This window comes from Aggregatibacter segnis ATCC 33393, assembly GCF_900476035.1.
GTDB lineage: Bacteria > Pseudomonadota > Gammaproteobacteria > Enterobacterales > Pasteurellaceae > Aggregatibacter > Aggregatibacter segnis.
Window position 1 is genome coordinate 166,002 of sequence record NZ_LS483443.1, and the last position, 26,891, is coordinate 192,892.

The window sequence follows — 26,891 nt, forward strand, 5'->3', positions numbered from 1 at the left end:
TAAAAATATCGAAAAAATCCACCGCACTTTGTATAGGCGAAGCATTGCAGGGAAAAAACCTAACGAGTAAACTACCAAGGTTTAATGTGGGAGTTATATGAAGCAATTGTTCAATAAAAAAGCAAGTCAACGTTTCTATGCACTTGTATTTTCGTGCTTATTTTGGCATTCCTCTGCCTACGCCGAACATCTCGTTGATTTACAAATTGATGGGGTAAAAAACGACGCTTTGAAAAACAATATCCAGATTCACCTCAATGCCATCGATAAAGAAGAGGCTGACGGCTCCGAACGTTATCAAGATATTGTCAGCAAAGCCGTTGATAAAGGTCTGCGTGCTTTAGGCTATTATGATCACCAGATTCAATTTGAATTAAAACCGCGAGCCAAGAACAAGCCGCTATTAATCGCTCACATTACCGTAGGCGAACCGGTAAAAATCTCTACCACAGACATCGTGATTAAAGGGGAGGCCAAACAAGATCCGGAATTCATTCAACTGGAAAAACAGGTTCCTAAAACCGGCACCATACTCAATCACGAAACTTACGAAGATTATAAAAACCAACTGCAACAACTCGCGCTATTTCGTGGTTATTTTGATGCAGAATTTGAACAATCCCGTTTAGAAGTGATGAAATCCACACACGAAGCTTGGTGGAATCTCACCTTCGATAGCAAAAAACGCTACCACTATGGGAAAATTCATTTCTTACACGCGCAAATTCGAGAAGAATATTTACGCAACATGCTCAACATTCACTCAAATGAACCCTATTTAATGAGTGATTTTTCTACCTTAACCAACAATTATTCCTCCTCAAACTGGTTCAGCTCAGTACTATTGCAACCGCACTTAGACGATAAAAAGAAATTAGTGGATGTGGATGTGCTGCTCTATCCACGCAAAAAAAATATTATGAACGTCGGACTAGGTTATTCCACTGATGTTGGGCCTCGTTTTCAATGGAGTTGGACGAAACCTTGGATCAATGATCGCGGGCATAGTGTCAGAAGTAATCTCTATTTTTCCTCACCGAAGCAAACGCTCGAACTGACCTATAAAATGCCCCTACTGAAAAATCCGCTGAATTATTACTATGAATATTCCGGCGGTTTTGAACGTGAAAATAAGAACGATACCAAAACAACCTCATCGACTCTTGCCGCACTACGCTATTGGAACCATCCTACCGGATGGCAGTATTCCTTAGGTTTACGCTTGCGCTACGACGCCTTTACCCAAGCAGATATCGCCGACAAAACGCTATTACTATATCCGACAACCTCGTTAACCCGTACCCGTTTACGCGGTGGTGCCTTTCCTGATTGGGGTGATTCACAACGTATTACCTTCGATTTTGGACGTAAATTGGGGATTTCTGATGTCAATTTCTGGAAAATTCAAGCGTCCACCGCTTGGGTCAGAACCTATGCGCAAAATCACCGTTTTCTTACTCGTCTAGAAATTGGCGTACTCAACACTGCAGATATTCACCGAATTCCACCCTCATTACGTTTCTTTGCCGGCGGCGATCGCAGCGTACGTGGTTATGGTTATAAAAAAATCTCGCCAAAAGATCGAAATGGCAAATTAGTCGGTGGTTCTCGTTTAGCGACAGGAACGATTGAATACCAATATCAGGCTTATCCCGACTGGTGGCTGGCCACCTTTGCTGATACAGGTCTAGCGGCAAATAGCTTTAAACCTGATGAATTACGCTATGGTGCCGGTTTCGGCTTGCGCTGGGCATCACCGGTAGGCGCCATTAAATTTGATGTTGCCACCCCGATAAAAGACAAAGACAAGAGTAAAAACATTCAGTTTTATATCGGGCTGGGTAGTGAAATATAGCAACATAAAACGGATTACTTCATGACAGAACAGACAGAAAAAACGGCTCAAACAACAAAAGCAAAATCGCCAAAACGCCTTTGGCGGTGGATTTTATGCCTTGTAAGTGCGGTCATTTTTTTACCTATTTTGGCCCTCTTCGCCCTCCTTTCAACAGAAAGTGGTCAGCACAAACTCCTCCAGTGGGCAGATGCAGGGCTCGATACTCTTTCCATTGAACAAGCACAAGGCAACTTAAAGGAAGGGTTAACATTAAAACATCTGCGCTTTCAAACAGAAGGTGTGGATGCCCATATTGAGGAAGCGCATCTGCAGCTACAATTAAGCTGTTTATGGCATTTAGACGTGTGCATTGATGATATCACCCTGACACAACCATCCATTCTGATTGACACCTCCTTGCTGCCAGCCTCTGAACCTAAAAAGAACAGCAACGGGAAGATGAAACATGTGTTCTTACCTATCTCAGTTAAAATCAATCGGTTAGCTGTTAACGATTTCTCATTATCTCTTGATAAAAATAAAATCACTTTAGGTACATTCCATACAGCAGCAAGTTTAAATAACGCCAATGGATTAACATTAGCGCCGACACAAATTGAGAATTTCAGTTTTATTCACGATTTAACCTCAACCACAAAAAACACCGATACACCTAAAAAGACTGAAACTTCCACACCAATTCAATGGGAAGAGTTGGAACAGTCTCTCCGTAAACCGCTGTTTAGTGAATTGCAGCAAATTGAACTGCCTTTTGCAATACACATTCAAGGCGTGCAAGGCAAAAACTGGCGATATCAAAGTCTCAGTGGGAAAAATACTGTCGAGCAAGATATCCTCGTTTCTTCCGCTGAGCTTCAAGCACACGCAACTGATGATATTATCGAACTAGCTAAATTTGATGTGCAAAGCTCACTTGGTCAGTTACAAGCGAATGGGCAAGTGGCTTTTCAACAAGATTTCCCATTGCAATTTGATGCCTTCGCTAAAATTAATGACATACGCCAAAATAACGACCTCGTTTTGCCTGCAAGCCAAGCGGAAATCCATCTTTCAGGCGCATTAAAAAAACAGACCGCACTTTCTTGGCAAACCCAAGGCGCGTTGGAATCACAACTAAATGCTCAAATTCAAGCTGCTGAACCCAACCTTCCACTTCAAGTGAACTTGACTGTGCCTCAAGCACAATACCCTTTTAATAACAAAGATCCGTTAAAAATCCAGGATTTCAATTTCACCCTAGACGGCAACTTAGCTACCGCACAAATACAACTTAAAAGTGCGGTCAGTGGTATGGGAATACCAAACAGTAATTTAGCATTACAAGCCGTCTCACATTTATCCGGCATAGAAATCCATCAACTTAAACTCAATACATCAAATGGAACAGCAGATTTAACAGGCAACCTCAATTGGCGTGATGGTGTGGAATGGAACTGGCATTTAGCATTGGCAAAGATGGCGCTTGGTGCCTACTTATCTGATTTTCCGGCAATCATTTCCGGCAGCTTAAATTCACAAGGAAAAATCACTCAAGACAAGCAACAAATTTCGGTTTCAGATATAGATCTGCAAGGCTCACTGTCGCAACGCCCATTGAGCCTAACCGGCAATTTACATATGGCAGAACAACCATTACTTAATGTACCGCAGCTCACCTTCACTTACGGCGACAACAAGATCAACGCTCAAGGCAACCTTGGTTCCGTCTCCGATTTTACTCTTGATATTAATGCGCCGAATTTAAGCGGTTTATTGATCGGTTTATCCGCCTCAGTTAATGGCAAGGGCGCAGTAACCGGCAACATTATGCACCCAAATCTTGTTATGGATTTAACCGCAAAACAGTTTCATTTCCGCGACATAGGACTTACCCAAGCCGGCATTAAGGGGCAGCTGAATACGGAACAACAAATCCAAGGTCAGCTTAATGCCCAGCTCAATGGATTTCATTACAATGACATCAAGGTGAATAGCCTCCAGCTCTCTGCTTCTGGAGATGAACAAAAACACAGTTTGCAGTTGATTTCAGAGGGGTACCCCATTGCTGCCAACATGAATATCATCGGAAATTTCGACCGCACTTTACAACAATGGCAAGGCACGATTAGCCAACTTATGCTAAAAACGGAGTTTGGCCACATCCAAACAAACAAAAGCGTGTCTGTCACATACGACAATAAAAGCACCCAAAGCACCATTGCCGCCCATTGCTGGATGCACAGCAACATAGATCTTTGTTTTCCGCAAACCTTTAATGTCGGCACTAATGGTGAAATACCTTTTGAAATCAAACGCTTTGATTTAGCATTTATCAATAAAATACTTGAAGAGGATCTTTTGAAAGGCAAGCTGAATAGCAAAGGAAAAGTAGCCTGGTCAACACAGGCACCACTATCAGCTGAGATACAAATCAACGGCAATGCCTTATCTTTGGCAAAAAAATTAGATTACCGGACTTTTAAATTAGACATGCCAAAAGTCGTGCTAAATGCCAACTTAGCAAATAACGATCTTGCCTTAAAAACAGAGATTCATGTTCAGGAACAAGGCAAAATCAATGCTGATTTAAAATTACAGGACATTGCTAACACCCGTAAACTCAGTGGAACTTTTACAATTCCGCACCTCAATCCCGCGATTGTTAACCAACTTTTAGCCAATGATGAAAAAGTCAGTGGAGAACTCAAAGCCAATCTCACATTAGGTGGAAACCTAAGCGCACCAACACTGAACGGCGATATTCTACTTAAACAACTAAACGCAAAAATTCGGGCATTACCTTTCGATATTAAAAATAGCGAATTGGCGTTACATTTTGCCGGTACCAACTCCACGCTAAAAGGGTTTGTACAAACAGATGACAGTCGCTTAAATCTCAGCGGTGAAGCCCATTGGAAGAATATCAATGAGTGGCGCACCCGCTTGAACGCGCAAGCAGAGAAATTTAAAGTGGATATCCCATCAATGGCAAAATTGACCATCAGTCCGAATGTTGAAATCACTGCCTCGCCAAAACTCTTAGAATTATCGGGAAATATTGAGATCCCCAAAGCGCGAATCGCCATTGAAAGCTTGCCGGAGAGCGCCATTGAAGTCAGTACTGACGAAGTCATTTTAGACGGTAAGACAAAAAGAACATTGCCAAAAAATATTCCGGCAGAAACACGAAGCGGCATAGCGGTAAAATCTGATCTGAAAATTCATATTGGGGATGATGTCAGCTTAAAGGCTTATGGGCTCAAAACCTATTTACATGGTTTACTTAGCGTAAGACAAGAAAAGGGGAACCTGGGTTTATACGGCGAAGTTAATCTTAAAAATGGGCGTTACGCCTCCTTTGGGCAAGATTTGATTATTCGCAAAGGCTTAATCAGTTTTGTGGGCCAACCTTCCCAACCATTCTTAAATATTGAAGCCATTCGCAACCCAGAAGCGATGGAGGACAATAGCGTCACTGCCGGCGTGAAAGTCACTGGGTTAGCCGGCTCACCAAGCATGACTGTTTTCTCCGAGCCCGGCATGCCACAGGATCAGGCTTTAGCCTACATTCTCACCGGACGTTCTTTAGAAAACAGTGGCGATGCATCTTCAAGTGGCTCTGTGGGTGCGGCCCTATTAGGCATGGGGTTAGCTAAAACCGGGAATGTTGTAGGCGGCATTGGAAAAGCCTTCGGAATTAAAGATCTGAATCTCGGCACACAAGGCGTCGGTGACAGTTCTAAAGTGGTAGTGAGCGGCAATATCACACCACGTTTACAAGTCAAATACGGTGTGGGTTTGTTCGATGGCTTAGCTGAAGTGACCTTGCGTTATCGCTTGTTACCACAACTTTATGTACAATCGGTGTCAGGCGTTAATCAAGCCTTTGATTTACTCTACCAGTTTGAATTTTAATCTATGAATAACGAAAACTTACTCAGTAAAGCCAATGAACTGCATGCGCGACGCGGCGAAGTGCGTGAAATTGCTGCCATTGATCTCGGCTCTAATAGCTTTCACATGATTATTGCCCGCATTGTAAACGGCACACTACAAGTACTTTCCCGTCTTAAGCAAAAAGTACAGCTTGCCGAGGGGTTAGATGAGAATCAAGTGCTAAGTCCAGCCGCGATTGAACGTGGTGTTAACTGTTTAGCATTATTTGCAGAACGCTTACAGGGGTTTCCTGCCGACAACGTCAATGTCGTCGGCACATATACCTTACGCCGTGCTGTGAACAATGAAGAATTCCTACGTCAAGCGGCAAAAGTCTTCCCTTATCCTATTCACATCATCAGCGGTAAAACGGAAGCGAAAACCATCTACGCCGGCGTTTGCCATACACAGCCTGAAATTGGTCGAAAATTTGTTATCGATATCGGGGGCGGGTCAACAGAGATGATCATCGGCGATAACTTTACGCCATTAATTTACGAAAGCCGCCATATGGGTTGTGTGAGTTTTGCCAAGCAATTTTTTCCTCACGGTCAAATCAATGAAGAAAATTTTCGTCTGGCAAAACAAAGCGCTTTAAACAAAATTGAAGATCTCGCTTGGGAATACCGAAATTTGGGTTGGCAATCCGTGCTCGGCTCGTCCGGTACAATTAAAACCGTCCATCAAGTTATTTGTGAAAACATTGATCCGAATGGCACTATTACTGCTGAACGCTTGAACCGACTCATTCAACAAACTTTGCAATTTAGCCACTTTGATCAAATCCAATTTAACGGACTAAATCATGATCGTGCTGACGTTTTTGTGCCGGGCTTAGCCATTTTAAGTGCGGTTTTTGAAAACTTTCAAATTGAGAAAATGCGTTATTCCGATGGTGCTCTGCGGGAAGGGGTAATGTATAGCTTGGAGCAAAACTTCCAAGTCAATAATATTCGTGAACGCACCGCACTTGGTCTGATGGAACAGTTTAATATTGACCAAGCACAGAGTGAACGGGTATATCAAAGCGCCTCGTTACTATTTGAGCAATACCAACATTGGCAAAACCAAGAAATGGTTGCTGAAATGAAAGACGTTCTCTTGTGGGCTGCGCGTTACATGAAGTGGGGATTGTCATCAATCACAAAAATCTACAAAAACACTCTGCGTATATTTTATACAACACTGAGTTACCGGGTTATGACAACGAGCAACATCGTTTACTGTCAACTTTGGCACGTTATCACTTAGGGAATTTCAAATTGCCGGAGATGTTTAAATTTTCTCGTTATCACGAGCAAGATGTGTTGGCATTAATTCGCATTTTACGCTTAGCAATTATTCTCAATCGAGCCCGTCAAGCGACAGAAAAACCTCAAAAAATTACATTAAAAACTGACCGCACTTTGGTAGATTGGCACTTAACATTTGAAACGGATTATCTACAACATAACCCATTAGTAAAAAACGATCTGGCATTAGAACATCGTTTCTTGCAGACATTGGGATTATCCTTATCAGCTCGTTAATTGATTTACTCTTCCATAAAAAAATCCCCGCGGATAATAGCGGGGATTTTTATTCTTTCGTCAGATTACGCTTTAGGACCTGCAGCAATCAATGCTTTACCTTCAGCATTTGTTGCATATTTTTCGAAGTTCTTCACGAAACGACCAGCAAGATCTTTCGCTTTTGCTTCCCATTGTGCTTTGTCTGCGTAAGTGTCACGCGGATCTAAGATAGCTGGGTCAACACCTGGTAAAGCGTTAGGAATTGCCAAATTGAAGATTGGTAATTCGCCCATTTCAGCTTTTTCGATAGAACCATCTAAGATCGCGTCGATAATACCGCGAGTATCTTTAATAGAGATACGTTTACCTGTACCGTTCCAACCGGTGTTCACTAAGTAAGCTTCCGCACCTACCGCTTGCATACGTTTCACTAACACTTCCGCATACTGAGTTGGGTGTAAAGTTAAGAACGCTGCACCAAAACAAGCTGAGAAAGTTGGGGTTGGTTCGGTAATACCACGTTCTGTACCCGCTAATTTTGCAGTAAAGCCAGATAAGAAGTAGTATTTGGTTTGTTCCGGAGTTAATTTAGAAACCGGTGGCAACACGCCGAATGCATCTGCAGTTAAGAAAATTACTTTCGTTGCGTGGCCTGCACGGGAAACCGGTTTAACGATGTTATCGATGTGATAAATCGGGTAGGACACGCGAGTATTTTCTGTTTTGGAACCGTCATCAAAGTCAACAGAACCATCTGCACGCACAACCACGTTTTCTAATAACGCATCACGACGGATTGCGCGATAAATATCCGGTTCGTTTTCTTCAGAAAGGTGAATAGTTTTCGCATAGCAGCCACCTTCAAAGTTGAAGATACCCACATCATCCCAACCGTGTTCATCGTCACCGATTAATTCACGTTTTGGATCGGTAGAAAGGGTGGTTTTACCGGTACCGGATAAGCCGAAGAATACAGCCACATCGCCATCTTTACCTACGTTAGCGGAACAGTGCATTGCACCAACACCTTTAAGCGGTAGGAAGTAGTTCATCATGGAGAACATACCTTTCTTCATTTCACCGCCGTACCAAGTACCGCCGATTAATTGAACACGTTCAGTCAAGTTAAATGCAACGAAGTTCTCAGAGTTCAAACCTTGTTCTTTCCAGTTCGGGTTGGTGCATTTAGAACCATTCATTACTACGAAACCTGGTTTGAAATTTTTCAATTCAGCTTCTGTCGGACGAATAAACATGTTTTTCACGAAATGTGCTTGCCATGCCACTTCAGTCACGATACGTACCGCAATGCGGTCTTGTTCGCTAGCACCACAGAAACCATCAACCACAAATAGACGTTTACCGGAAAGTTGTTTAGTCACAATGCCTTTCAAGCTTGCCCAAGTTTCTTGGGTCATTGGTTTATTATCGTTTTTCGCTGCATCGGAAGTCCACCAAACAGTGTCTTTTGTGGTGTCATCCAACACAATATATTTATCTTTAGGTGAACGACCGGTAAAGATGCCGGTATCAACAGCTACGGCGCCGGTTGTGGTCAACGTACCTTTTTCAAAACCTTCCAAGCCTGGTTTAGTTTCTTCTTCAAATAATTGTTCATAACTTGGGTTATAAACAACCTCTTTGACATCATGAATACCAAGCGCTTCAAGTTCTTTAATAACTTTACTTAAGTCAGTCATAGATTACCTCTTTGTGTTAAAAGTGTTAAAAATAAAAACTGTCCTTATTCTATGAAAATTTCTACCTAAAAACTGTTATCTTGATCAAATATTTGAACATTACTTTCTTTTTTATTCGATTTTAGGGAGAATTTATCCGCCTTTTGGAAAAGCCGCTCACCGCTTTATCAAAACGCGTCCAAAAAGCACCGCACTTTCAAGTGGGAACTTATGCTTGAAGGCTCGTTCTAAGTTGCACAACAATTTAATGAGATAAAAGGAATCACATGAAATTACTCAAATTATTTTTACTTGCTACATTACTTTATATTCCCGGTGTACAAGCTGCCGAAGCAACGGATTTGAACATCAAATACAGCTCCAATTATCTCATGCCTGCTTATGTGCATTTTCACTCCGATGGCTTTGAATATACGATCAATGCCAACATCAATATCCCCTTGTACAAAATTCAATTTATCTCGAAAGGTGCGCAAAGTAGCAATGTTTTTAACATGTTCAGCTACAAAGACACGCGTAATGACAAACCTTATGCGGAAGCAAAAATTGCCAATCGAAAAATTGAGTACGGCAAAATAAAAAATGGACTCAAAACTGAAGAGTTAACCTTACCAACCTATGATTTATTTACGGTAGCCTTCCAGCTAAGTTATTACGGCAAGTTGCCAAATAGCTTCCAAATCACGAATGGTAAAAAGCTTTATCCGATGGAAAACGTAGTGCTAAACACAACGAAAAAACAAGTGAAATACAACAAACAAGAGGTGACTGAAATCACCTATCAATTTAAAACTGGTGGCAAAGATATTGTGGTAAAAAAACACGAAGGGGAAAAATTCCCGCGCTTTATTTCCTACAGTCGGGATGGTGATGAATACGAGCTTACTTTTAGCGATTTTGTCAAAAATTAATCTTTTCATGAAAAAATAAAGCCACCAAATAGGTGGCTTTATTATTGTGCGGTCTAAAAAACATATGAATTTTAGACCGCACTTTAAGCTAATAATATTCGTATGAATTTTCAACAATAGTACTGCTAGGATTATTACGATTATCAAACTCTTCAATTCTCACTACATTACCATAGTTATCCAACGTGTTTTTCCAGATTTTTACGGAAGATACGCTACCATCACCAAATCCATAAGGAGGAAAATCTTCAAATTGGATTTTATTTCCATTGGTATCAAAAGTCGTTACTTCTCGCCCACCATATGCAAATTGCGTTTGTTCAACTAATTTACCATCAACATATTTGTTGACATATTTAAAAGGTTCGCCACCAAAAATCTCATTTCGAGTTTCCAGAATATTTCCATGCTCATCATAATGATGGCTATATTTGTTCATCCCATTTTCAAGTTTTTCGCAACCTTCTTCACAAGACTCATCTTCTGTTTTTTCAACGAGTAACAACCCATTTTTGTCATAGGTATTTTCAGATACGATCCGTGTTGGGGAGCCTTCCATTTTTAATTTCTGAATAACTGTCAACGTCCCATCAGGATTAGTGCGATAGTGATATTCATTAAAAACATTATCACCCGTCTCAAAAGATTTAACCAATCGCCCTTGTTCATCATAAACAAAGTGTAATACCTGTGTAAAACGCCCTAAAATCTCTTGTCTAGTTTTAAATCCCTGAGGATTAAAGTAGGTAATCTCATGTTCATCAACTTTAGAGCTATCACGATCAATCAATTTTCTTTCCCATTTTTTAACTGCCCCTTTTAGATTTAATAAGGCTAAATCAGTTTTTGGGGTGGCAAAAAGTACGGTGGAAAACAGGGTTAAAAGGCATCCTAATAAAATGTGTCGCATAGAAGATCCGTTAGATAAATAACTAAAAAAGTACGGTCTAAAAAACATATGAATTTTAGACCGCACTTTTCTGTTCTATTTTAGCTGTTGCTCAATGATACCACCACCAAGGCAAACTTCATCCAAATAGAAGACGGCTGATTGCCCCGGCGTGACCGCAATTTGCGGCTCATCAAAAATGACTTTGATACTTTCGTCGTCAATCGGCTCAATCGTACAAGGCACATCCGTTTGGCGATAACGGGTTTTCACGGTACAACGCAACGGTTCACGAATCGGTTGACGATCGACCCAATGCAATTGTTGTGCGATTAAACCGGTAGAAAGTAACGCTGAGTGATCATGCCCCTGTGCCACAATTAACTCGTTATTGACAAGATCTTTTTCCACCACATACCAAGCTTCTTCACTAGCCCCCTTCACGCCACCAATGCCCAAGCCTTTGCGTTGGCCCAATGTGTGATACATCAAACCATCGTGGCGACCAATAATGTCACCCTCTACCGTGCGAATGTTGCCCGGTTGCGCCGGCAAGTAACGGGCTAAGAAATCCTTAAATTTACGCTCACCAATAAAACAAATGCCGGTAGAATCTTTTTTCTTCGCCGTGATCAAACCTAAATCTTCGGCAATCGCACGTACAATCGGTTTTTCAATGTCGCCAACAGGAAACAGACTTTGTCCCACTTGTTTTTTACTTAAGGTGTAAAGGAAATAACTTTGGTCTTTGTTGGCATCCAAACCGCGTAATAATTGTGCGTTATCATCTGCTCCTCGGCGGCGTACATAATGTCCGGTAGCGATATAGTTCGCGCCTAAATCTTCTGCGGCATATTCTAAAAAGGCTTTAAATTTAATTTCTTTGTTACACAGAATATCCGGATTCGGAGTACGACCAGCCTTGTATTCGTTAAGGAAATGTTCAAATACATTATCCCAATACTCTGCCGCAAAATTGATTTTATGCAGCTTAATGCCAAGCTTGTCGCACACAGCTTGAGCGTCAGCTAAGTCCGCAGCAGCTGTACAATAATCGGTGTCGTCATCCTCTTCCCAATTCTTCATAAACAAGCCTTCCACTTGGTAGCCTTGTTGTTGCAGAATAAAAGCAGACACAGAGGAATCTACCCCGCCTGACATGCCACAAATGACTTTTTTCGTGCCATTTTCGGCAAGTTGTTCAGCAGAGAGTTTCGGGAAATGTTTTTCGTAGGTTTGTGATTTCATAGTTTAGTAATAAACGTTCCACTAAATAAATAATTTGGCATTCTACCGCAAATCAAGTAAGAGTAAAAATGCCCGACAATTTCGGGCACTTTCATACAGGTTACGGTATGATCACTTCATTGAACGTCGAGAAGTTACCGTTTTCCCTCTAATCCCCCAGTTATCCATATCGACTTCGTCAATAATCACCACTGTCGTTTCGGGATTTTTGTTTAACACTTTCTGTAATAAATGGGTGACACCTTCAATTAACTCCTCTTTTTGTTTAGCTGTCGGCGCCTCTGCACCACCAGTCACTTTAATATTGACATAGGGCATACTGTTCTCTCATCACAACGTTAAATGGAACTACTTCACTTCGTAAAATTGAGCTTTCTCTTTTTGCGCAAATTTTTGTTCATATTCTGCCTTTGCGTTTTCATCGCCTGCATCCAATTTTTCTTGGAGCGTATCGCAAGGTTTATCGCAGTCACAGGCTTTCGCAATCCCTAAAGACGATAAACCGCCACAACTGCCTTTCAGCGCTTGGCGTTTCACAATATAGCCCAATGCCATGGCCAAAATAATCAGGATGAAAATCCCAAAAGTCACTAAGAATAATTTCATAATCTCTCCATAAATACTCTAAATATCTACCGCACTTTATCACTCAAAGTGCGGTCCTTTCTAACTCTGTTTTTTACTGAGCCAAGAATTGCTTAAATGCAGAAGACATTTCCGTACGATAACCTTTGCCGTCCTTAATGATCATAAAAATCGGCAAATTTTCCCGTTCAGCCACCGCTAAGGCTTTTTCCTCGCCTAATACAAATAAACCGGTGGAAAGGCCGTCAGCCGTCATAGAGCTTGGCGCTAATACGGTAATTGAGGCTAACGCGTGTTGAATCGGGTAGCCTGTTTTCGGATCAATTTCGTGGGAAAAACGCACACCATCTTGTTCAAAATAATTACGATAGTCACCTGACGTTGCCATCGCCATATTATTTAATCCGATGATCTGTTGAGCGGCTTGTTTGCCATCAAACGTCGGACGTTCAATCGCAATCTGCCACAGTTTATTTTCGGCATTTTTTCCTTTAGCACGAATTTCACCGCCGATTTCCACCATGTAGTTTTGCACATGAATACTTTCTAAATAATCCGCTACTTGATCAACACCGAAACCTTTCGCGATAGAAGAAAGATCCACATAAAGCTGTGGTACGCTTTTTGCGAGAAAAAACTTACCACTCTCTTCAGTGAGTGATAGCTTATCAATCCCGACCCAAGCTTGTCGCTCAGTAATTTGCTCTTGCGTTGGCTGTTTTTCCACGCGCTTTTCCGGTCCAAAGCCCCAAAGATTAACCACTGGCCCAACAGTCACATCCAACGCCCCTTGGGTCACTTGATTTAAGCGCATTGCTTCTTTAACCACAAGCGCAAAATCTGCCGAGATTTCGATCGGTGTATTTGTCTGTGTATTTTGATTAAAACGACTGATTTCAGAATCCTGGATGTAAGTGGACATTTTGGCGTTCACCGCTTTCAGAATCGACTCAATCTGTTCATGCGCTTGTTGTGATGTGATAGAAACTTCATTATTACCCCAATATTTAATGTGATAAGTGGTTCCCATCGTTTTACCACTCAGGGCAACTATTTCATTTTTTGCTGCCACTGCTTGCTGCGTTTCTGCTTGTTGTGAGGCTGCTTTCTGATCGCAAGCGCTTAACGTCAATGCGATGGCGACAAAAGCAAGCCCGCGAACGAATAAATGAGAGATTTGCACAATACTTTCCTAACATAAAATGGATCACACGCAAACCAACTGTTGAAATTGATTTGCGTGTGATGAATCAAGATGGAAAACGCTGTAAAAATTGACCGCACTTAAGAAGAAAGTGCGGTCGTTTTTATGGTGTTTTTAAACCAAAACGGGATTAACCACCGAAGTCATCTAATAGGATGTTTTCGTCTTCAACACCGAGGTCTTTCAACATTTTGATTACCGCAGCGTTCATGACCGGAGGTCCACACATGTAGTATTCACAATCTTCAGGTGCTTCATGATTTTTCAAATAGTTTTCATAAAGCACGTTATGAATAAAGCCTGTGTAGCCTGTCCAGTTGTCTTCCGGCAATGCGTCAGAAAGTGCCACATGCCATACGAAGTTATCGTTTTCAGCTTGTAATTGGTCAAAGTCTTCTTGATAGAAAATTTCACGTTTAGAACGTGCACCATACCAGAAAGACATTTTACGTTTAGAGTGCAAACGTTTTAATTGGTCGAAGATATGAGAACGCATTGGCGCCATACCTGCACCACCACCGATGAAGACCATTTCATTATCAGTTTCTTTCGCGAAGAATTCACCGAATGGACCTGAAATGATCACTTTATCACCCGGTTTTAATGACCAAATATAAGAAGACATTTGTCCCGGAGGCGCATCCGGTTGACGTGGTGGAGGCGTTGCAATACGCACGTTCAACATGATGATGCCTTTTTCTTCCGGATAAGATGCCATGGAGTAAGCACGGATAATATGCTCATCGACCTTGGACACATAACGCCACAAGTCATATTTATCCCAGTCTTCATGGTATTCTTTCGGAATATCAAAATCTTTATAGTAAACCGTATGTGGATCGGCTTCAATTTGGATATAACCACCGGCACGGAATGGTACCTCTTCGCCTTCAGGAATCGCCAACTTAAGCTCTTTGATGAAGGTTGCTTTGTTATCATTAGAAATAACGGTACATTCCCATTTTTTCACACCAAAGATTTCTTCCGGCAATTCAATATCCATATTGCCTTTAACGTTAACTTGGCAAGAAAGACGATAGCCTTCTTTCGCTTCACGTTTAGTAATGTGAGATAGCTCTGTCGGTAAAATTTCACCGCCGCCGCTTTTTACTTTCACCACACATTGACCGCAGGAACCACCGCCACCACAAGCAGACGACACAAAAATCCCTTTGCTGGCAAGTGCACCGAGTAATTTTCCACCTGCCGGTAAGGTAATGGCTTTACTCGGGTCATCGTTAATTTGAATGGTAATGTCGCCGGAATCAACTAGTTTGGATTTAGCAAACAGGATAATTGCAACAAGCACCAAAACAATCGCTGTAAAGGCTGCAACACCGAGTACAAGAATTGTTGTTTCGTTCATTTATGTACTCCTTATAACTGAATACCGGAGAATGACATAAAGCCAAGCGCCATCAAGCCCGCGGAGATAAAGGTAATCCCTAAACCGCGTAAACCTGCCGGCACGTCAGCATATTTCATTTTCTCAGTTAAGCCGGCCAATGCAACAATCGCCAGCATCCAACCTAAGCCTGCACCAATACCGTACACGGCGGATTCTGCGAAGGTATATTCACGTTGAATCGCAAAGGATACGCCACCGAAGATCGCACAGTTTACAGCAATAAGCGGAAGGAAAATCCCCAATGCGTTATAAAGTGCCGGGAAGAATTTATCGAGCGTCATTTCAAGAATTTGAACGATACCCGCGATAATCCCGATAAACGTAATAAAGCTTAAGAAGGATAAATCTACGCCTTCAACTAAAGCACCATCTTTTAACACGTGTTCAAACACAAATTGGTTCGCCGGTACAGAAATGCCAAGCACAACGGTGACCGCAACCCCTAAGCCGAACGCTGTTGACACTTTTTTCGATACGGCAAGGAAAGTACACATTCCTAAGAAGAAAGAAAGCGCCATATTTTCAATGAAGATCGCCTTCACAAATAGGCTAATATAATGTTCCATTGATTATTTCTCCTGTTGCTCAGGTTTCCACGTTCTTAAGCCCCAAATCACGAAGCCGATAATAAAGAACGCACTTGGTGCAAGAAGGAACAAACCGTTCGGTTGATACCAACCGCCGTCTTGAATAGTTTGGAATACCGGGAAGCCAAATAAACGACCGGAACCGATTAATTCACGTAAGGTTGCCACGATCAATAAAATCGCACCGTAGCCTAAACCATTACCGATACCATCCACAAAACTTTCTAACGGACGGGATTTCATCGCGAAAGCTTCTGCGCGGCCCATTACGATACAGTTGGTAATAATCAAGCCTACAAATACGGATAACTGCTTGGATAAACCATAAGCAAAGGCTTTTAACACTTGGTCAACCAAGATTACCAAAGACGCGATAATTGCCAATTGCACAATGATACGAATACTGTTTGGGATGTAATGACGAATCATTGAGATAAACATACTGGAAAAACCGGTTACCAAACACACGGCGACAGCCATAACGATTGCCGTTTGTAATTGAGTGGTGACCGCTAATGCAGAACAAATACCCAAAATTTGCAGCGCAATTGGGTTATTTTTTGCGATCGGATCAAGCAAAAGTGCTTTTAAATTGCTTTTTGCATCAGCCATTATCTTGCCCCCGCTTTAAATTTTGCTAAGAATGGACCAAAACCATTTTGGCTAAACCAATAATCAAAAGAACCTTGCACACCATTTGAGGTTAAAGTTGCACCTGATAAGGCATCAACGCCGTGTTCTTTGTTAGAAGACGCATTTTTAGCAACACGAATAGCCACACGTTGATTATCATCAAACAGTTTTTTATCTACGAAAAGTGCTTGCCAACGCGGATTAGCGATTTCACCACCAAGACCGGCTGTTTCACCTTGATCATAGTAAGTAATGCCTTTGATGGTATTGGCATCTGGGGCAACCGCAACGAAACCGTACATTGTTGACCATAAACCACGACCATACATTGGTAATACCACTTGGCTGACATTACCTTGTTCATCTTTAACAAGGTAAACACGCGCCTGATTTGCACGCACTTTAATACCCGCTTTATCTTGTTCAGCAGGAATTGCTTGGCTAAGTGCGGTCGATTTTACCGCTGTTTTTGGATCAAATTTTTCCACATCATCTTTTGATGCTTGAATAAAATCACCGCTTTGCAAATCCACTAAACGCGGTTCAATAAACTTGTTATAAGTGTCTTTAATGACAGAAGCATTATCTTCTTTCATTAGGCCGGCAACCGTTAAAATATTACGCTGAACGTCAAGTGCTTTTTGTTCATCTTGTTTTGATTTCAATGCAACTGCGGCACCGGAAACCACGATAGAACACACCAAACTTAGCAATACAACAACGGTAACTGTACCGCCAACGCTATCTTTATTAAATTTAGCCATTTGTTCTTGCTCTCCGACGTTTGATATTTGCTTGAACCACGATATAGTCGAAAATTGGTGCAAATAAGTTTGCAAATAAGATCGCTAACATCATCCCTTCTGGGTAAGCTGGGTTCACTGTACGAATTAATACTGCCATCACACCAATTAACGCGCCGTACCACCATTTACCGGTATTAGTAAATGAAGCAGAAACAGGGTCAGTTGCCATGAAGATCATACCAAGCGCAAAACCACCTAATACGAAGTGCCAATGCCAAGGCATGGAGAACATTGGGTTAGAATCGGAACCGATAAGGTTGAATAGTGTTGCTGTACCGACCATACCGATCATCACACCCGCTATAATGCGCCAAGAGGCGATACGGGTGAATACGATCACTGCACCACCGATTAATAATGCGAGCGTTGAAACCTCACCCATTGAACCAGGAATATTACCAATGAATGCATCCATCCAAGTAATTGGTTCACCGGTGACCGTATGTTGCAATGCTGCTTGACCACCTTGTGACCATTGGGAAAGTGCAGTTGCACCGGAAAAACCATCTGCAGCAGTCCATACTAAGTCACCGGAAATTTGAGCCGGGTAAGCAAAGAATAAGAACGCACGACCAGCAAGCGCAGGATTCATAAAGTTACGACCTACACCACCGAAGATTTCTTTTGCTACCACGATACCAAAGCTGATACCAAGTGCAGCTTGCCATAATGGCAATGTTGGCGGAACGATTAAGGCAAACAGAATCGTAGAAACGAACATCCCTTCATTCACTTCGTGGCCACGTACAACCGAGAATAATAATTCCCACATCGTACATACGGTAAATACCACTAAGTAAATTGGTAAGAAGAAAATCGCCCCTAATGCCATTTTGGAACCCCAAGTTGCATTATTGGTTAAATCTAAACCTAATGAACTTGCAAGGGCATAGTGCCAATCACTCGCAATTAATTGTTCTAAATTGCCTAATTGATTCAAGGCCGGGATCGCTTGGTTACCCACATTATACATCCCGTAGAAAATCGCAGGGAACAATGCTAGGAAAACCGTAATCATCATACGTTTTGAGTCTAACGCATCGCGAACGTGTGTGTTTTTGTGCGTTACCGTACCCGGTGTATAAAGCAAGGTATAAATCGATTCAAAGATCGGATAAAGCTTGCTGTATTTACCGCCTGGTAAAAACGCGGGTTCCATTTTTTCAAAAAGATTTTTCAAACCCATTTTTAACCTTCCTTCTCAATCTTATCTAAAACGTGACGCAAGATTGAACCGTATTCATATTTGCCCGGGCAAACGAAAGAGCATAACGCTAAGTCTTCTTCGTCTAATTCAAGACAGCCTAACGCTTGTGCACCATCGGTATCGCCCACGATTAAATCACGTAATAATAATGTCGGTAAAATATCCAACGGCATGACACGCTCATAACTACCGATTGGTACCATCGCACGCTCACCACCATTTTCTGCGGTAGTAAAGTTGAATAATTTTTTACCGAAATGACCTAATACGGTACGGGTAATCGAATATTTATTCGGTTGTGGCGTAATCCAGCCGAAGAATTCTTTCTCGTTACCTTCTTCGATCACAGAAACTTGCAATGCATAACGACCGAGATAGTCGTGAGCACCTTTTGCTGTTTGACCGCAAAGTACCGAACCGGAAATAACGCGATTTTCACCCGCACTTAACTCATCCTTCATTAATTGGGAAAGGTTAGCCCCAATAACCGTACGCACTAAACGTGGCGATTTGACTTGTGGTCCTGCAAGAGAAATCACACGTTCTACATTGAGCTCACCAGTGGTAAATAATTTACCGATAGCAATCACATCTTGATAGTTGATATACCAAACGGTTTTATTGATTCCCACCGGATCAATAAAATGGATATGTGTGCCACTTAATCCTGCCGGATGCAGCCCGGCAAATTCATTAATCACCACATTACTCGCATGTGATGCCGGAATTTTATCGTCAGGCGCTTTACATAGGTGAATGTTGCCGTCATGTAAACGACTTAACACGGTTAAACCGTTGACGAAATCATTTTCGGACGCAGCAATAATAACCGCAGGATCTGCCGCTAACGGATTCGTGTCCATCGCATTAACGAAAATGGATGAAGGTACGCCATCAATCGCAGGAACTTTGCTGAATGGACGGGTACGGAATGCTGTCCATAAACCAGATTCCTGTAAATTTTTACGCACTTGCTCCGCACTTAACGTGTTCAATTCAGCTGCAGGGTATTTATCGAAAGAAAGCGCTTCATCGCCTTCAACTTTAATTACCACAGATTGCAATACACGCTTTTCGCCACGATGAATTGCTGTGATCGTGCCACTCGCAGGTGCGGTGAAAATGACACCAGGATTCTTTTTGTCTTCAAAAAGCACCTGACCTTTTTTCACTACATCACCTTCGCGAACCTTCATAGAAGGGCGCATTCCCACATACTCTTCACCAAGCAAAGCAACTTCAGTAACGGTATTCCCGTTATGGATTACCTGCTCCGGTTTTCCTGCAATAGGAAGATCCAAGCCTTTTTTAATCGTAATCATATTGTTTGCACTACTTTTGTTAGATTAAAAATACAGCAATAACCCTAAGGTTATTACCTCGTCTTGAGTGATAGTTGTTGAAATGATTAAAGAAGAAAACGGCAAAACACAGCTATGCCTAAATAACCACTCTCCAACCGATAAAAATAAAACTCAAATTCTGTTTCAATTTTATGGACATTTTCGTCCGTAAAAACGTTAAATTTTTGCTAAAAAAATTAGCTTATTTTAACCAAATAATAACGTTCTTACCACTTTGAAAGCCGATTGTTTATGTATTTTTGTGAAAAACTTCACATTATTTGCCAAAAATCAATTTTTTAATTTTTATTGGGTAATTACAAAGAGGTAAGGGACTTATTGCCCAACACCCGCACAATGAGGTGATTTTGGGAATTGTTGCCCCAATTCATCCCATTCTTGCTTGGTGTAAAGATGCAATGCCAAGGCATGAATGCCATTTTGTAAATCTTGAGAGAGTAATTGATAAATTTTGCGGTGACGAGCAACTTTGCTGCTCACCTCAAAGGCGTCACTTACTAATACGATTTTAAAATGTGAATCCGCACCACGCCCGGAACTATGCATATAACTTTCGTTTTCGACGGCAATAAAGTGCGGTTGAAATTCTTGGCATAATCGTTGCTCTAATTCTTGTTGTTTTGACATATTTCTTCCTAAAACGAATGATTAAATTAAATGAGAGAGACTATACAATCCATTGTAACTTTGTAAGAATAACGCAAATTTATTCAAACTAATGAGGATATTATGAAATTTAATATGAAAACCTTAATGCTCGGTTCAATCTTACTTTCAAGTGCATTATTGAGCGGCTGTCAAAGTGAATCAAACACATTGCGTTTCACACCTACTGCCCCACAAGCGAGCATGAATGTAAACCAATCCGCTGTTGTTTACGTCACCACTCGCGATATGCGCCAAGCACCTGAAATTTCCAGTTATGTTGCCGATGGGAAACTCGTCAAATTATCCGCGATGCCAAGTGTCACCGAGCTATTCCAACAAGTTGAACAACAAAACCTTATCAGTAAAGGATTTCGCATCGGCACGGCAAATAACGCGAATGCGGCAGTCACTGTAAACGTGCAAGAGTTTTTTGCCAAAGTGAATCAAGGAAACTTACGCTATGATATCGATAGCAAAATCCAGTTAGCCATTCATGTGCAAGGCGCTAAAGGTCAATTCACCAAAAATATTGGTACAACACGTAGCCACTCGGGTGCATTCTCTGCCAAAAACTCAGAGATCCAAAAGGTGTTAGGTGAAACCTTTAATGACATTGTTCAATCTATTTATAAAGACCAAGAAGTCACTCAGGCAATTAATCAATACGCTAACTAAAAACACAGTGAAAAACCACCGCACTTTCTAGCTGAGTTTAGCTGAGTTCAGAAAAGAGCGGTAAAAAAAAACAAGTGTTTTTAGGTCACAATCCCAAAGATAAAAATAACGCATAAATTTGATTCCGATTTATGCGTTATTTTTTGCTTTGCAAAATACAAAATCAGAAAAAACAAAAGCCGCTAATTACTTAGCGGCTTTCTAGAATTTGGCTCCTCCTGCGGGACTCGAACCTGCGACATATGGATTAACAGTCCACCGTTCTACCGACTGAACTAAGGAGGAATAGTGGTGCCTCGAGGCGGAATCGAACCACCGACACGGGGATTTTCAATCCCCTGCTCTACCGACTGAGCTATCGAGGCAACTCATCAGTGGTGCGTATTAAACGTTTTTTTGAATTTCAAGTCAACATCTATTTTTAAAAAATACGAAATAATTAACTTGTTTGCACATTTAACAAGCGAAACGTACATAAATGCTACATTTATCGAAAAATATTTACTTCTTATATAAAAAGAAAACCCGCTCAATATTTATTAAGCGGGCAATAAATTTCACAAAAGATTGCGATTAACGTCTGACACGATAGCTCTTTTGCGCTTTATCAACTTTCACCAAATAATTTCGCGCCTGCGCAGATGGGTGGCTAGTAGTCAAAATACGATACACTTGTTCCGGATAAAGCTGGTTAATTTTCATCATGGCCATCTCTTTATCATCGTTAAATACACGCAATACCGCACCGGCACCGCTGTTATACGCCGAAATCATGGCAAAGCGTTTTGATGTCGGATTCGTAATACCATCTAAGTATTTATTTTGTAGCAACCATAAATACGCAGCACCGGCATCAATGTTTTTCTCAGGAGCAAACAAATAATTTTTACTTGGTTGACCACTCATGCCTTTCATTTGGAACACATCACGTCCCGCGGTGTGCGGTACCACTTGCATTAAGCCCATGGCGTTAGCATAGCTTATCGCATACGGGTTAAAGCTCGATTCCGTTTGCATAATGCCCAGAATTAAACTTTCATCTAATCCATAACGACGCGCAACTTTACGCACAATCGGTAAATATTTTTGTGCACGTACTTCCACGTGATTAGCAATCATTGGAATCACCACAAATTGCACTTGATTGCCATTCGATAAACGACGCGTTTGCAATTTATTTTGAATTAAATACGTGGCGAAATTACTTGCGGCAAACTGATCCGCAATAGAGCCGCCACGGTTATCGATCACCTGTCCAACCAAGAAAGGACGAGAACTAATCGGCACATCACCGGAGGCAAATAAATCGATGCCATTCGCATCAGACCCCATCAATAATGTATGCACGATAGCATTATGTAAACGGTTTAAATCTGCCTGCGTTTCGATGGTAATCAAACCTTCATCAAAACTCACATGGCTACGGGTAAAATAACGATCCGTATATTTCACATAGTCCTTACGACTTGCGACCAACAGCTCGTTTACCCCCCAGATGCGGTCGATATTATTGGCAAATTGTCCGGTTAAAATATCCAATCCACGGGTATCTTTCGCAAAAGCTTCATCGTAATCCAATCCCCGATGATGCGAACCGCCGCCACAAGCATATAAAAAAGGGATAAGGGCTAAAATTAAATACTTCTTCATTTTTTATTTCGCTTCAGGAGGAGTGTAACCTTCAATATGCACATCTTTGCCTTCAAAAAGAAAGCTAACCATTTCCTGTTCCAATAACTTACGATGATCCGCATTCATCATGTTTAATTTTTTCTCATTCACCAACATGGTTTGTTTTTTCATCCATTCGCCCCATGCCTGTTTACTAATAGAATCAAAAATACGTTTACCCAATTCACCCGGATATAACTGAAAATCCAACCCTTCAGCTTCTTGTTTTAAACGTTCACAAAATACCATTCTTGCCATAATGATTCCTTACATATTGAGTTAATAAATTCTTCACGGGCGTTGCCAACCCGATAGGTTCAGGATGCTGCGGATCATACCAATATTTGACCGCACTTAACAGGTCTGATTGATATTCCTCCGTCTTTTCCGGCACTTTTTTCCAAGGGGAACAATCCACATCTGCGGTCTCGGTTAAGCCGCCAACTTGCGCATAAATTGGATAAATATCTAAATGAAAATGGCTAAACGTATGGCGAAATGCCGGCCATTCCTGATATTGCTTAATCCCGTTTGCCGCCAAATAAGCTAGCAACGCCTGCTTTTCAGTAAATTGTGGGAAACAATACAACCCGCCCCACAAGCCGCTATTTTCCCGTTGTTCCAACGCAATCTTGCCGTTTTGTTCTAACAACAAGAAATAACTTTCCCGTTCCGGTAGCGTTTTTTTCGGTTTTTTGCCGGGGTAAGCCAGCCAATTTTGTTCGGCATTTGCTCGACAATCCTTTTTTAGCGGGCAAAGATCGCACTTTGGCTTGGTTCGCGTACATACCATTGCGCCAAGATCCATCATTGCCTGATTGAAATCCGCCACCTGTTCCGTTGGCGTCACCTGAGCCGTTAACTGCCACAAACGGTCTTCCGTTTTCTTCTCACCAGGCCAACCGTCTATGGCAAAATAACGGGATAACACCCGCTTCACGTTACCGTCCAAAATGGGATAAGGCGCATTCAAACAAGAAGATAACACTGCCCCCGCCGTGCTTCGCCCCACGCCTGGCAATGCCCAGACTTGTTCAAATTCTGTCGGAAACATACCGCCATATTGATCACGCATGATTTGCGCGGCTTTATGCAAATTTCGCGCCCGCGCGTAATAACCCAAGCCCGTCCACAAATGCAGTACCTCGTCTAACGGCGCATCAGCAAGTGCGGTCAAATTGGGGAACGTTTTAACAAAACGCTCAAAATACGGAATGACCGTTGCCACCTGCGTTTGCTGCAGCATCACTTCTGACAACCAAACGCCATACAAGGTTTTATGTTGTTGCCACGGCAAATTTTTTCGCCCGAACTTGGCATACCACGACAGTACGGCATGTGCAAAAGGCGCATGGGGAGATGATTGAGCGAGCATAAATCCTGATATATTCATAAAAGTACGGTCGTAAAAAACAATGTTTTTAAGCGTCAATTTGCCGCCAATCCAAGGTGGCAAATAACCTAATTTAATTCAATTGTGTGTAAAATATTCGCTGTTTTTTAACCGCTTGATAACTCAAAAACCGGCAAAGTTTATCACAAAGTACAATGCACCTTCAGCAAACTTCAAGAAATCTCTTAGGGTTTAACCGGGCTAAATTGCTAATGCATTGGAAACAGCCTATAATCAGCCGCTAAAATTTTCCGCAGACAATAATTTCAACTTCAAAGAATTCATGTTAGAAACGCAACCAGAACATTCCATTCAACCGACTTTTGCCGACCAAAAACGCAAAACCGTTGAAGCTGCCGAGTTTACCGAAGACGGACGTTATAAACGCAAAGTGCGCAGCTTCGTGTTACGCACCGGACGCTTAAGCGATTATCAAAAAAACGCCATGAACCAAAACTGGGCCGCACTCGGCTTGGACTATCAACCGCAGCCATTTGATTTTAATGCAATTTACGGCAACGACAATCCAGTAATTTTGGAAATTGGCTTCGGCATGGGCAGCTCACTGGTGGAAATGGCAGCGCAAAATCCGGATAAAAACTACTTAGGCATTGAAGTGCATACACCGGGTGTAGGCGCTTGTATCGCTTATGCCGTAGAAAAAGGCGTCACTAATTTACGCGTTATTTGCCACGATGCCACTGAAATTCTGCGTGACAGCATTGCCGATCAAAGTCTCGGCGGGTTACAACTGTTTTTCCCGGATCCGTGGCATAAAGCGAGACATCACAAACGCCGTATCGTACAACCGCACTTTATCGACCGTTTATTAAATAAATTGCAGGCAGGTGCTTTCATTCACATGGCAACCGACTGGCAAAACTATGCGGAACATATGTTGGACGTGTTGCAACAATATCCGCAATTACGCAATACGTCAGACACAAACGACTACATCCCTCGCCCTGATTTTCGCCCGTTGACCAAATTTGAACAACGTGGTCACCGTCTTGGCCACGGCGTATGGGATCTGTATTTCATCAAATCTTAATTTCATCCACCTCAATAGAAGGAAATCATCATGGCTATTAAACGCAACCAAAGACAACGCAAAAAAATGCATATCGCCGAATTCCAAGAATTAGGCTTTTTAGTGCAATGGCAATTTGCTGAAGGTACTTCCGTAGAACAAATCGACAGCACCGTTGACCGCTTCATCAGCGAAGTGATCCAACAAAACGGTTTGGCTTACGAAGGCAGCGGCTACTTACACTGGGAAGGTTTAGTGTGCTTAGAAAAAATCGGTAAATGCGATGCGTCTCACCAAGAATTAGTGAAAAACTGGTTAACGCAAAACGGCTTACAACAAGTGGAAGTTAGCGAATTATTTGATATTTGGTGGGATTACCCAACAAAATAATCGCTATTAAAAATAGCTAAAAAACAGACCGCACTTTCTGCGCTCACAAAGAGCAATAAAAAGTGCGGTCATTTTTTTAAGTCTTTTTACAGAATATTACTGTGAATACTTAACGACATTCGCCTTAACTTGAATTTTCTCACCATTATCAAACAGCAACGTCAGCGGAAAATGTCCCCCAGCCTGCAAAGCCGTAGCAGAATCAAACACCATAATATGCAAACCGCCCGGCTTCAGTTTTACGTTACCTTTAGCAGGAATTTCAATGCCGTCCGAGGTGATCATTTTGCCGTTTTGTGTGCCGTGCAAAACCAAATTTGCCGGCTGACTGCTCTGCACCATCGCAAGATTAACGGCTTCGTTACCGTCATTATGCAATTCCATAAAAACAGCCGTTGGTTCACCCGCCTGTTGGGTTGCAAAAATGATCGGATTGGTCACACTGATTTTTGCCAATGCGCCAAGAGGCAAAAGTGCGGTCATAAAAAACAACGTTTTAAAAATACATCGCATCGTTTTCTCCTTTTTCATTTCTTATTGATTTCGTCGGCATTGCCGATTGCCTTTAAAATATAGCAGAAAAATGCTATATTACCGCCCACTTTTTCATACCTATTTTATGCAATTCTAAAACCTCAATGGCAAATTATTACGACATTACACTCGCCCTAGCCGGCGTCTGCCAAGCAGCGAAACTCGTACAACAACTGGCGTTAAATGGTGAAGCGGACTCAACGGCATTAGAAACCGGTTTAAACAGTTTGCTACAAACCGCACCGGATACAGCATTGGATGTTTTTGGCGGCGATCTAAACAACCTGAAATTGGGGTTAACCACACTTTGCGAACAGCTTAACGGCAGCGAGCCGGAACTAGGTCGTTATTGGCTCAGTCTGTTAGCATTGGCGGCAAAACTCAACAAAACCCCGGAAGCCAAACAAGAATTGGCACGCCGCATTCAATATTTACCCACACAGCTGGAACATTACCACTTACTCGACGAACAGATGTTGTCTAACCTTGCCGGCATTTATGTGGACGTTATCAGCCCGTTAGGTCGCCGAATTCAAGTAACCGGCGTTACTCAATATTTACAACATTTAGGCACACAAAATCGCATTCGCACCGCGTTATTAGCCGGCATCCGTTCTGCTATTTTGTGGCAACAAGTGGGCGGCACCAAATGGCAACTGCTGTTTTTCCGTCGCAAAATCGCCACCACGGCACAACACATTCTCTCTTCTCTTTAATATGGAGC

At 41.9% G+C, this 26,891-nt stretch carries 24 protein-coding genes, 2 tRNA genes and 1 pseudogene; 8 read left to right on the forward strand and 19 right to left on the reverse strand.

All coding sequences use genetic code 11. The features are described 5' to 3' along the window. The first annotated feature begins 97 nt into the window (after positions 1-97). The 3 genes and pseudogenes from tamA (at position 98) to ppx (ending at position 7,302) form a co-directional block, all read left to right on the forward strand. The gene (gene tamA, locus DQN58_RS00840; RefSeq protein ID WP_006719403.1) at positions 98-1,855 is read left to right on the forward strand and encodes an autotransporter assembly complex protein TamA; all 1,758 of its coding nucleotides are present in this window, start codon (positions 98-100) and stop codon (positions 1,853-1,855) included. A 21-nt stretch (positions 1,856-1,876) separates the two neighbouring features. After that, the gene (gene tamB, locus DQN58_RS00845) at positions 1,877-5,752 is read left to right on the forward strand and encodes an autotransporter assembly complex protein TamB (protein WP_006719404.1); all 3,876 of its coding nucleotides are present in this window, start codon (positions 1,877-1,879) and stop codon (positions 5,750-5,752) included. A gap of 3 nt (positions 5,753-5,755) precedes the next feature. Continuing rightward, positions 5,756-7,302 (forward strand): annotated as a pseudogene (gene ppx / locus DQN58_RS00850) (exopolyphosphatase). 65 nt (positions 7,303-7,367) lie between these two features. Here the strand turns inward: ppx and pckA are convergent. Beyond that, positions 7,368-8,984 (reverse strand): phosphoenolpyruvate carboxykinase (ATP), encoded by a 1,617-nt coding sequence (gene pckA, locus DQN58_RS00855; protein ID WP_006719409.1) that lies wholly within the window; start codon positions 8,982-8,984, stop codon positions 7,368-7,370. Positions 8,985-9,250: 266 nt separating this feature from the next. Here pckA and DQN58_RS00860 point away from each other — a divergent pair, with 266 nt between their 5' ends. Next, positions 9,251-9,895: a hypothetical protein gene (locus tag DQN58_RS00860; protein ID WP_006719410.1), complete on the forward strand. Its 645-nt coding sequence runs from the start codon at positions 9,251-9,253 to the stop codon at positions 9,893-9,895. 88 nt (positions 9,896-9,983) lie between these two features. Here the strand turns inward: DQN58_RS00860 and DQN58_RS00865 are convergent, their stop codons facing one another. The 12 genes from DQN58_RS00865 to DQN58_RS00925 form a co-directional block, all read right to left on the reverse strand. Beyond that, positions 9,984-10,805 carry a hypothetical protein gene (locus DQN58_RS00865; protein ID WP_006719412.1) on the reverse strand — a complete coding sequence of 274 codons (822 nt, stop codon included), beginning with the start codon at positions 10,803-10,805 and terminating at the stop codon, positions 9,984-9,986. Positions 10,806-10,880: 75 nt separating this feature from the next. Continuing rightward, positions 10,881-12,032: a tRNA 2-thiouridine(34) synthase MnmA gene (gene mnmA / locus DQN58_RS00870; RefSeq protein ID WP_006719415.1), complete on the reverse strand. Its 1,152-nt coding sequence runs from the start codon at positions 12,030-12,032 to the stop codon at positions 10,881-10,883. A 111-nt stretch (positions 12,033-12,143) separates the two neighbouring features. Then, on the reverse strand, positions 12,144-12,350 hold the full coding sequence (locus DQN58_RS00875) for a tautomerase family protein (protein WP_006719418.1): 207 nt from the start codon (positions 12,348-12,350) through the stop codon (positions 12,144-12,146). 30 nt (positions 12,351-12,380) lie between these two features. Continuing rightward, positions 12,381-12,638 (reverse strand): (Na+)-NQR maturation NqrM, encoded by a 258-nt coding sequence (nqrM, locus tag DQN58_RS00880; protein ID WP_006719419.1) that lies wholly within the window; start codon positions 12,636-12,638, stop codon positions 12,381-12,383. A 73-nt stretch (positions 12,639-12,711) separates the two neighbouring features. Next, on the reverse strand, positions 12,712-13,800 hold the full coding sequence (locus DQN58_RS00885) for an FAD:protein FMN transferase (protein WP_006719421.1): 1,089 nt from the start codon (positions 13,798-13,800) through the stop codon (positions 12,712-12,714). 151 nt (positions 13,801-13,951) lie between these two features. Then, on the reverse strand, positions 13,952-15,187 hold the full coding sequence (gene nqrF / locus DQN58_RS00890) for an NADH:ubiquinone reductase (Na(+)-transporting) subunit F (protein ID WP_006719423.1): 1,236 nt from the start codon (positions 15,185-15,187) through the stop codon (positions 13,952-13,954). 11 nt (positions 15,188-15,198) lie between these two features. Then, positions 15,199-15,795 (reverse strand): NADH:ubiquinone reductase (Na(+)-transporting) subunit E, encoded by a 597-nt coding sequence (nqrE, locus tag DQN58_RS00895; RefSeq protein ID WP_006719425.1) that lies wholly within the window; start codon positions 15,793-15,795, stop codon positions 15,199-15,201. A 3-nt stretch (positions 15,796-15,798) separates the two neighbouring features. Then, entirely contained in the window at positions 15,799-16,428 is a 630-nt protein-coding gene (locus tag DQN58_RS00900) for an NADH:ubiquinone reductase (Na(+)-transporting) subunit D (RefSeq protein WP_006719427.1), read from the reverse strand. Next, the gene (locus DQN58_RS00905) at positions 16,428-17,213 is read right to left on the reverse strand and encodes a Na(+)-translocating NADH-quinone reductase subunit C (RefSeq protein WP_006719428.1); all 786 of its coding nucleotides are present in this window, start codon (positions 17,211-17,213) and stop codon (positions 16,428-16,430) included. The genes DQN58_RS00900 and DQN58_RS00905 overlap by 1 nt, the downstream gene beginning before the upstream one ends. Further along, the gene (locus tag DQN58_RS00910; RefSeq protein ID WP_006719430.1) at positions 17,206-18,441 is read right to left on the reverse strand and encodes an NADH:ubiquinone reductase (Na(+)-transporting) subunit B; all 1,236 of its coding nucleotides are present in this window, start codon (positions 18,439-18,441) and stop codon (positions 17,206-17,208) included. The genes DQN58_RS00905 and DQN58_RS00910 overlap by 8 nt, the downstream gene beginning before the upstream one ends. A 2-nt stretch (positions 18,442-18,443) precedes the next feature. Next, positions 18,444-19,784, reverse strand: a complete 1,341-nt coding sequence (locus DQN58_RS00915; RefSeq protein ID WP_006719432.1) for a Na(+)-translocating NADH-quinone reductase subunit A — start codon at positions 19,782-19,784, stop codon at positions 18,444-18,446. A gap of 357 nt (positions 19,785-20,141) precedes the next feature. Then, the gene (locus tag DQN58_RS00925; RefSeq protein ID WP_006719433.1) at positions 20,142-20,453 is read right to left on the reverse strand and encodes a BolA family protein; all 312 of its coding nucleotides are present in this window, start codon (positions 20,451-20,453) and stop codon (positions 20,142-20,144) included. 102 nt (positions 20,454-20,555) lie between these two features. On the opposite strand from DQN58_RS00925, the gene DQN58_RS00930 reads away from it, so the two are divergent. Next, positions 20,556-21,149, forward strand: a complete 594-nt coding sequence (locus DQN58_RS00930) for a YajG family lipoprotein (protein ID WP_006719435.1) — start codon at positions 20,556-20,558, stop codon at positions 21,147-21,149. A 209-nt stretch (positions 21,150-21,358) separates the two neighbouring features. Here DQN58_RS00930 and DQN58_RS00935 read toward each other — a convergent pair. The 5 genes from DQN58_RS00935 to mutY all read right to left on the reverse strand — a co-directional run bounded on the left by DQN58_RS00935 (position 21,359) and on the right by mutY (position 24,195). Next, positions 21,359-21,434, reverse strand: a tRNA-Asn gene (locus DQN58_RS00935). A 4-nt stretch (positions 21,435-21,438) separates the two neighbouring features. Next, positions 21,439-21,514, reverse strand: a tRNA-Phe gene (locus DQN58_RS00940). A 208-nt stretch (positions 21,515-21,722) separates the two neighbouring features. Then, entirely contained in the window at positions 21,723-22,799 is a 1,077-nt protein-coding gene (mltC, locus tag DQN58_RS00945) for a membrane-bound lytic murein transglycosylase MltC (protein ID WP_006719438.1), read from the reverse strand. 3 nt (positions 22,800-22,802) lie between these two features. Continuing rightward, a complete protein-coding gene (locus DQN58_RS00950; protein ID WP_006719440.1) occupies positions 22,803-23,078 on the reverse strand; it encodes an oxidative damage protection protein in 276 nt (91 codons plus the stop codon). Next, complete coding sequence (mutY, locus tag DQN58_RS00955; protein ID WP_032997993.1) at positions 23,056-24,195, reverse strand: A/G-specific adenine glycosylase; 1,140 nt, start codon at positions 24,193-24,195, stop codon at positions 23,056-23,058. Before mutY ends, DQN58_RS00950 begins: the two co-directional genes overlap by 23 nt. Before the next feature lie 301 nt (positions 24,196-24,496). Here mutY and trmB point away from each other — a divergent pair, with 301 nt between their 5' ends. Beyond that, on the forward strand, positions 24,497-25,264 hold the full coding sequence (trmB, locus tag DQN58_RS00960; protein WP_032997994.1) for a tRNA (guanosine(46)-N7)-methyltransferase TrmB: 768 nt from the start codon (positions 24,497-24,499) through the stop codon (positions 25,262-25,264). Positions 25,265-25,294: 30 nt separating this feature from the next. Further along, entirely contained in the window at positions 25,295-25,633 is a 339-nt protein-coding gene (locus tag DQN58_RS00965) for a YggL family protein (RefSeq protein ID WP_006719446.1), read from the forward strand. Between the two features lie 96 nt (positions 25,634-25,729). On the opposite strand, the gene DQN58_RS00970 is transcribed toward DQN58_RS00965, so the two are convergent. Beyond that, complete coding sequence (locus DQN58_RS00970; protein ID WP_032997995.1) at positions 25,730-26,146, reverse strand: copper chaperone PCu(A)C; 417 nt, start codon at positions 26,144-26,146, stop codon at positions 25,730-25,732. A 125-nt stretch (positions 26,147-26,271) separates the two neighbouring features. On the opposite strand from DQN58_RS00970, the gene hflD reads away from it, so the two are divergent. Beyond that, positions 26,272-26,883: a high frequency lysogenization protein HflD gene (gene hflD / locus DQN58_RS00975; protein ID WP_006719450.1), complete on the forward strand. Its 612-nt coding sequence runs from the start codon at positions 26,272-26,274 to the stop codon at positions 26,881-26,883. Positions 26,884-26,891: the final 8 nt, after the last annotated feature.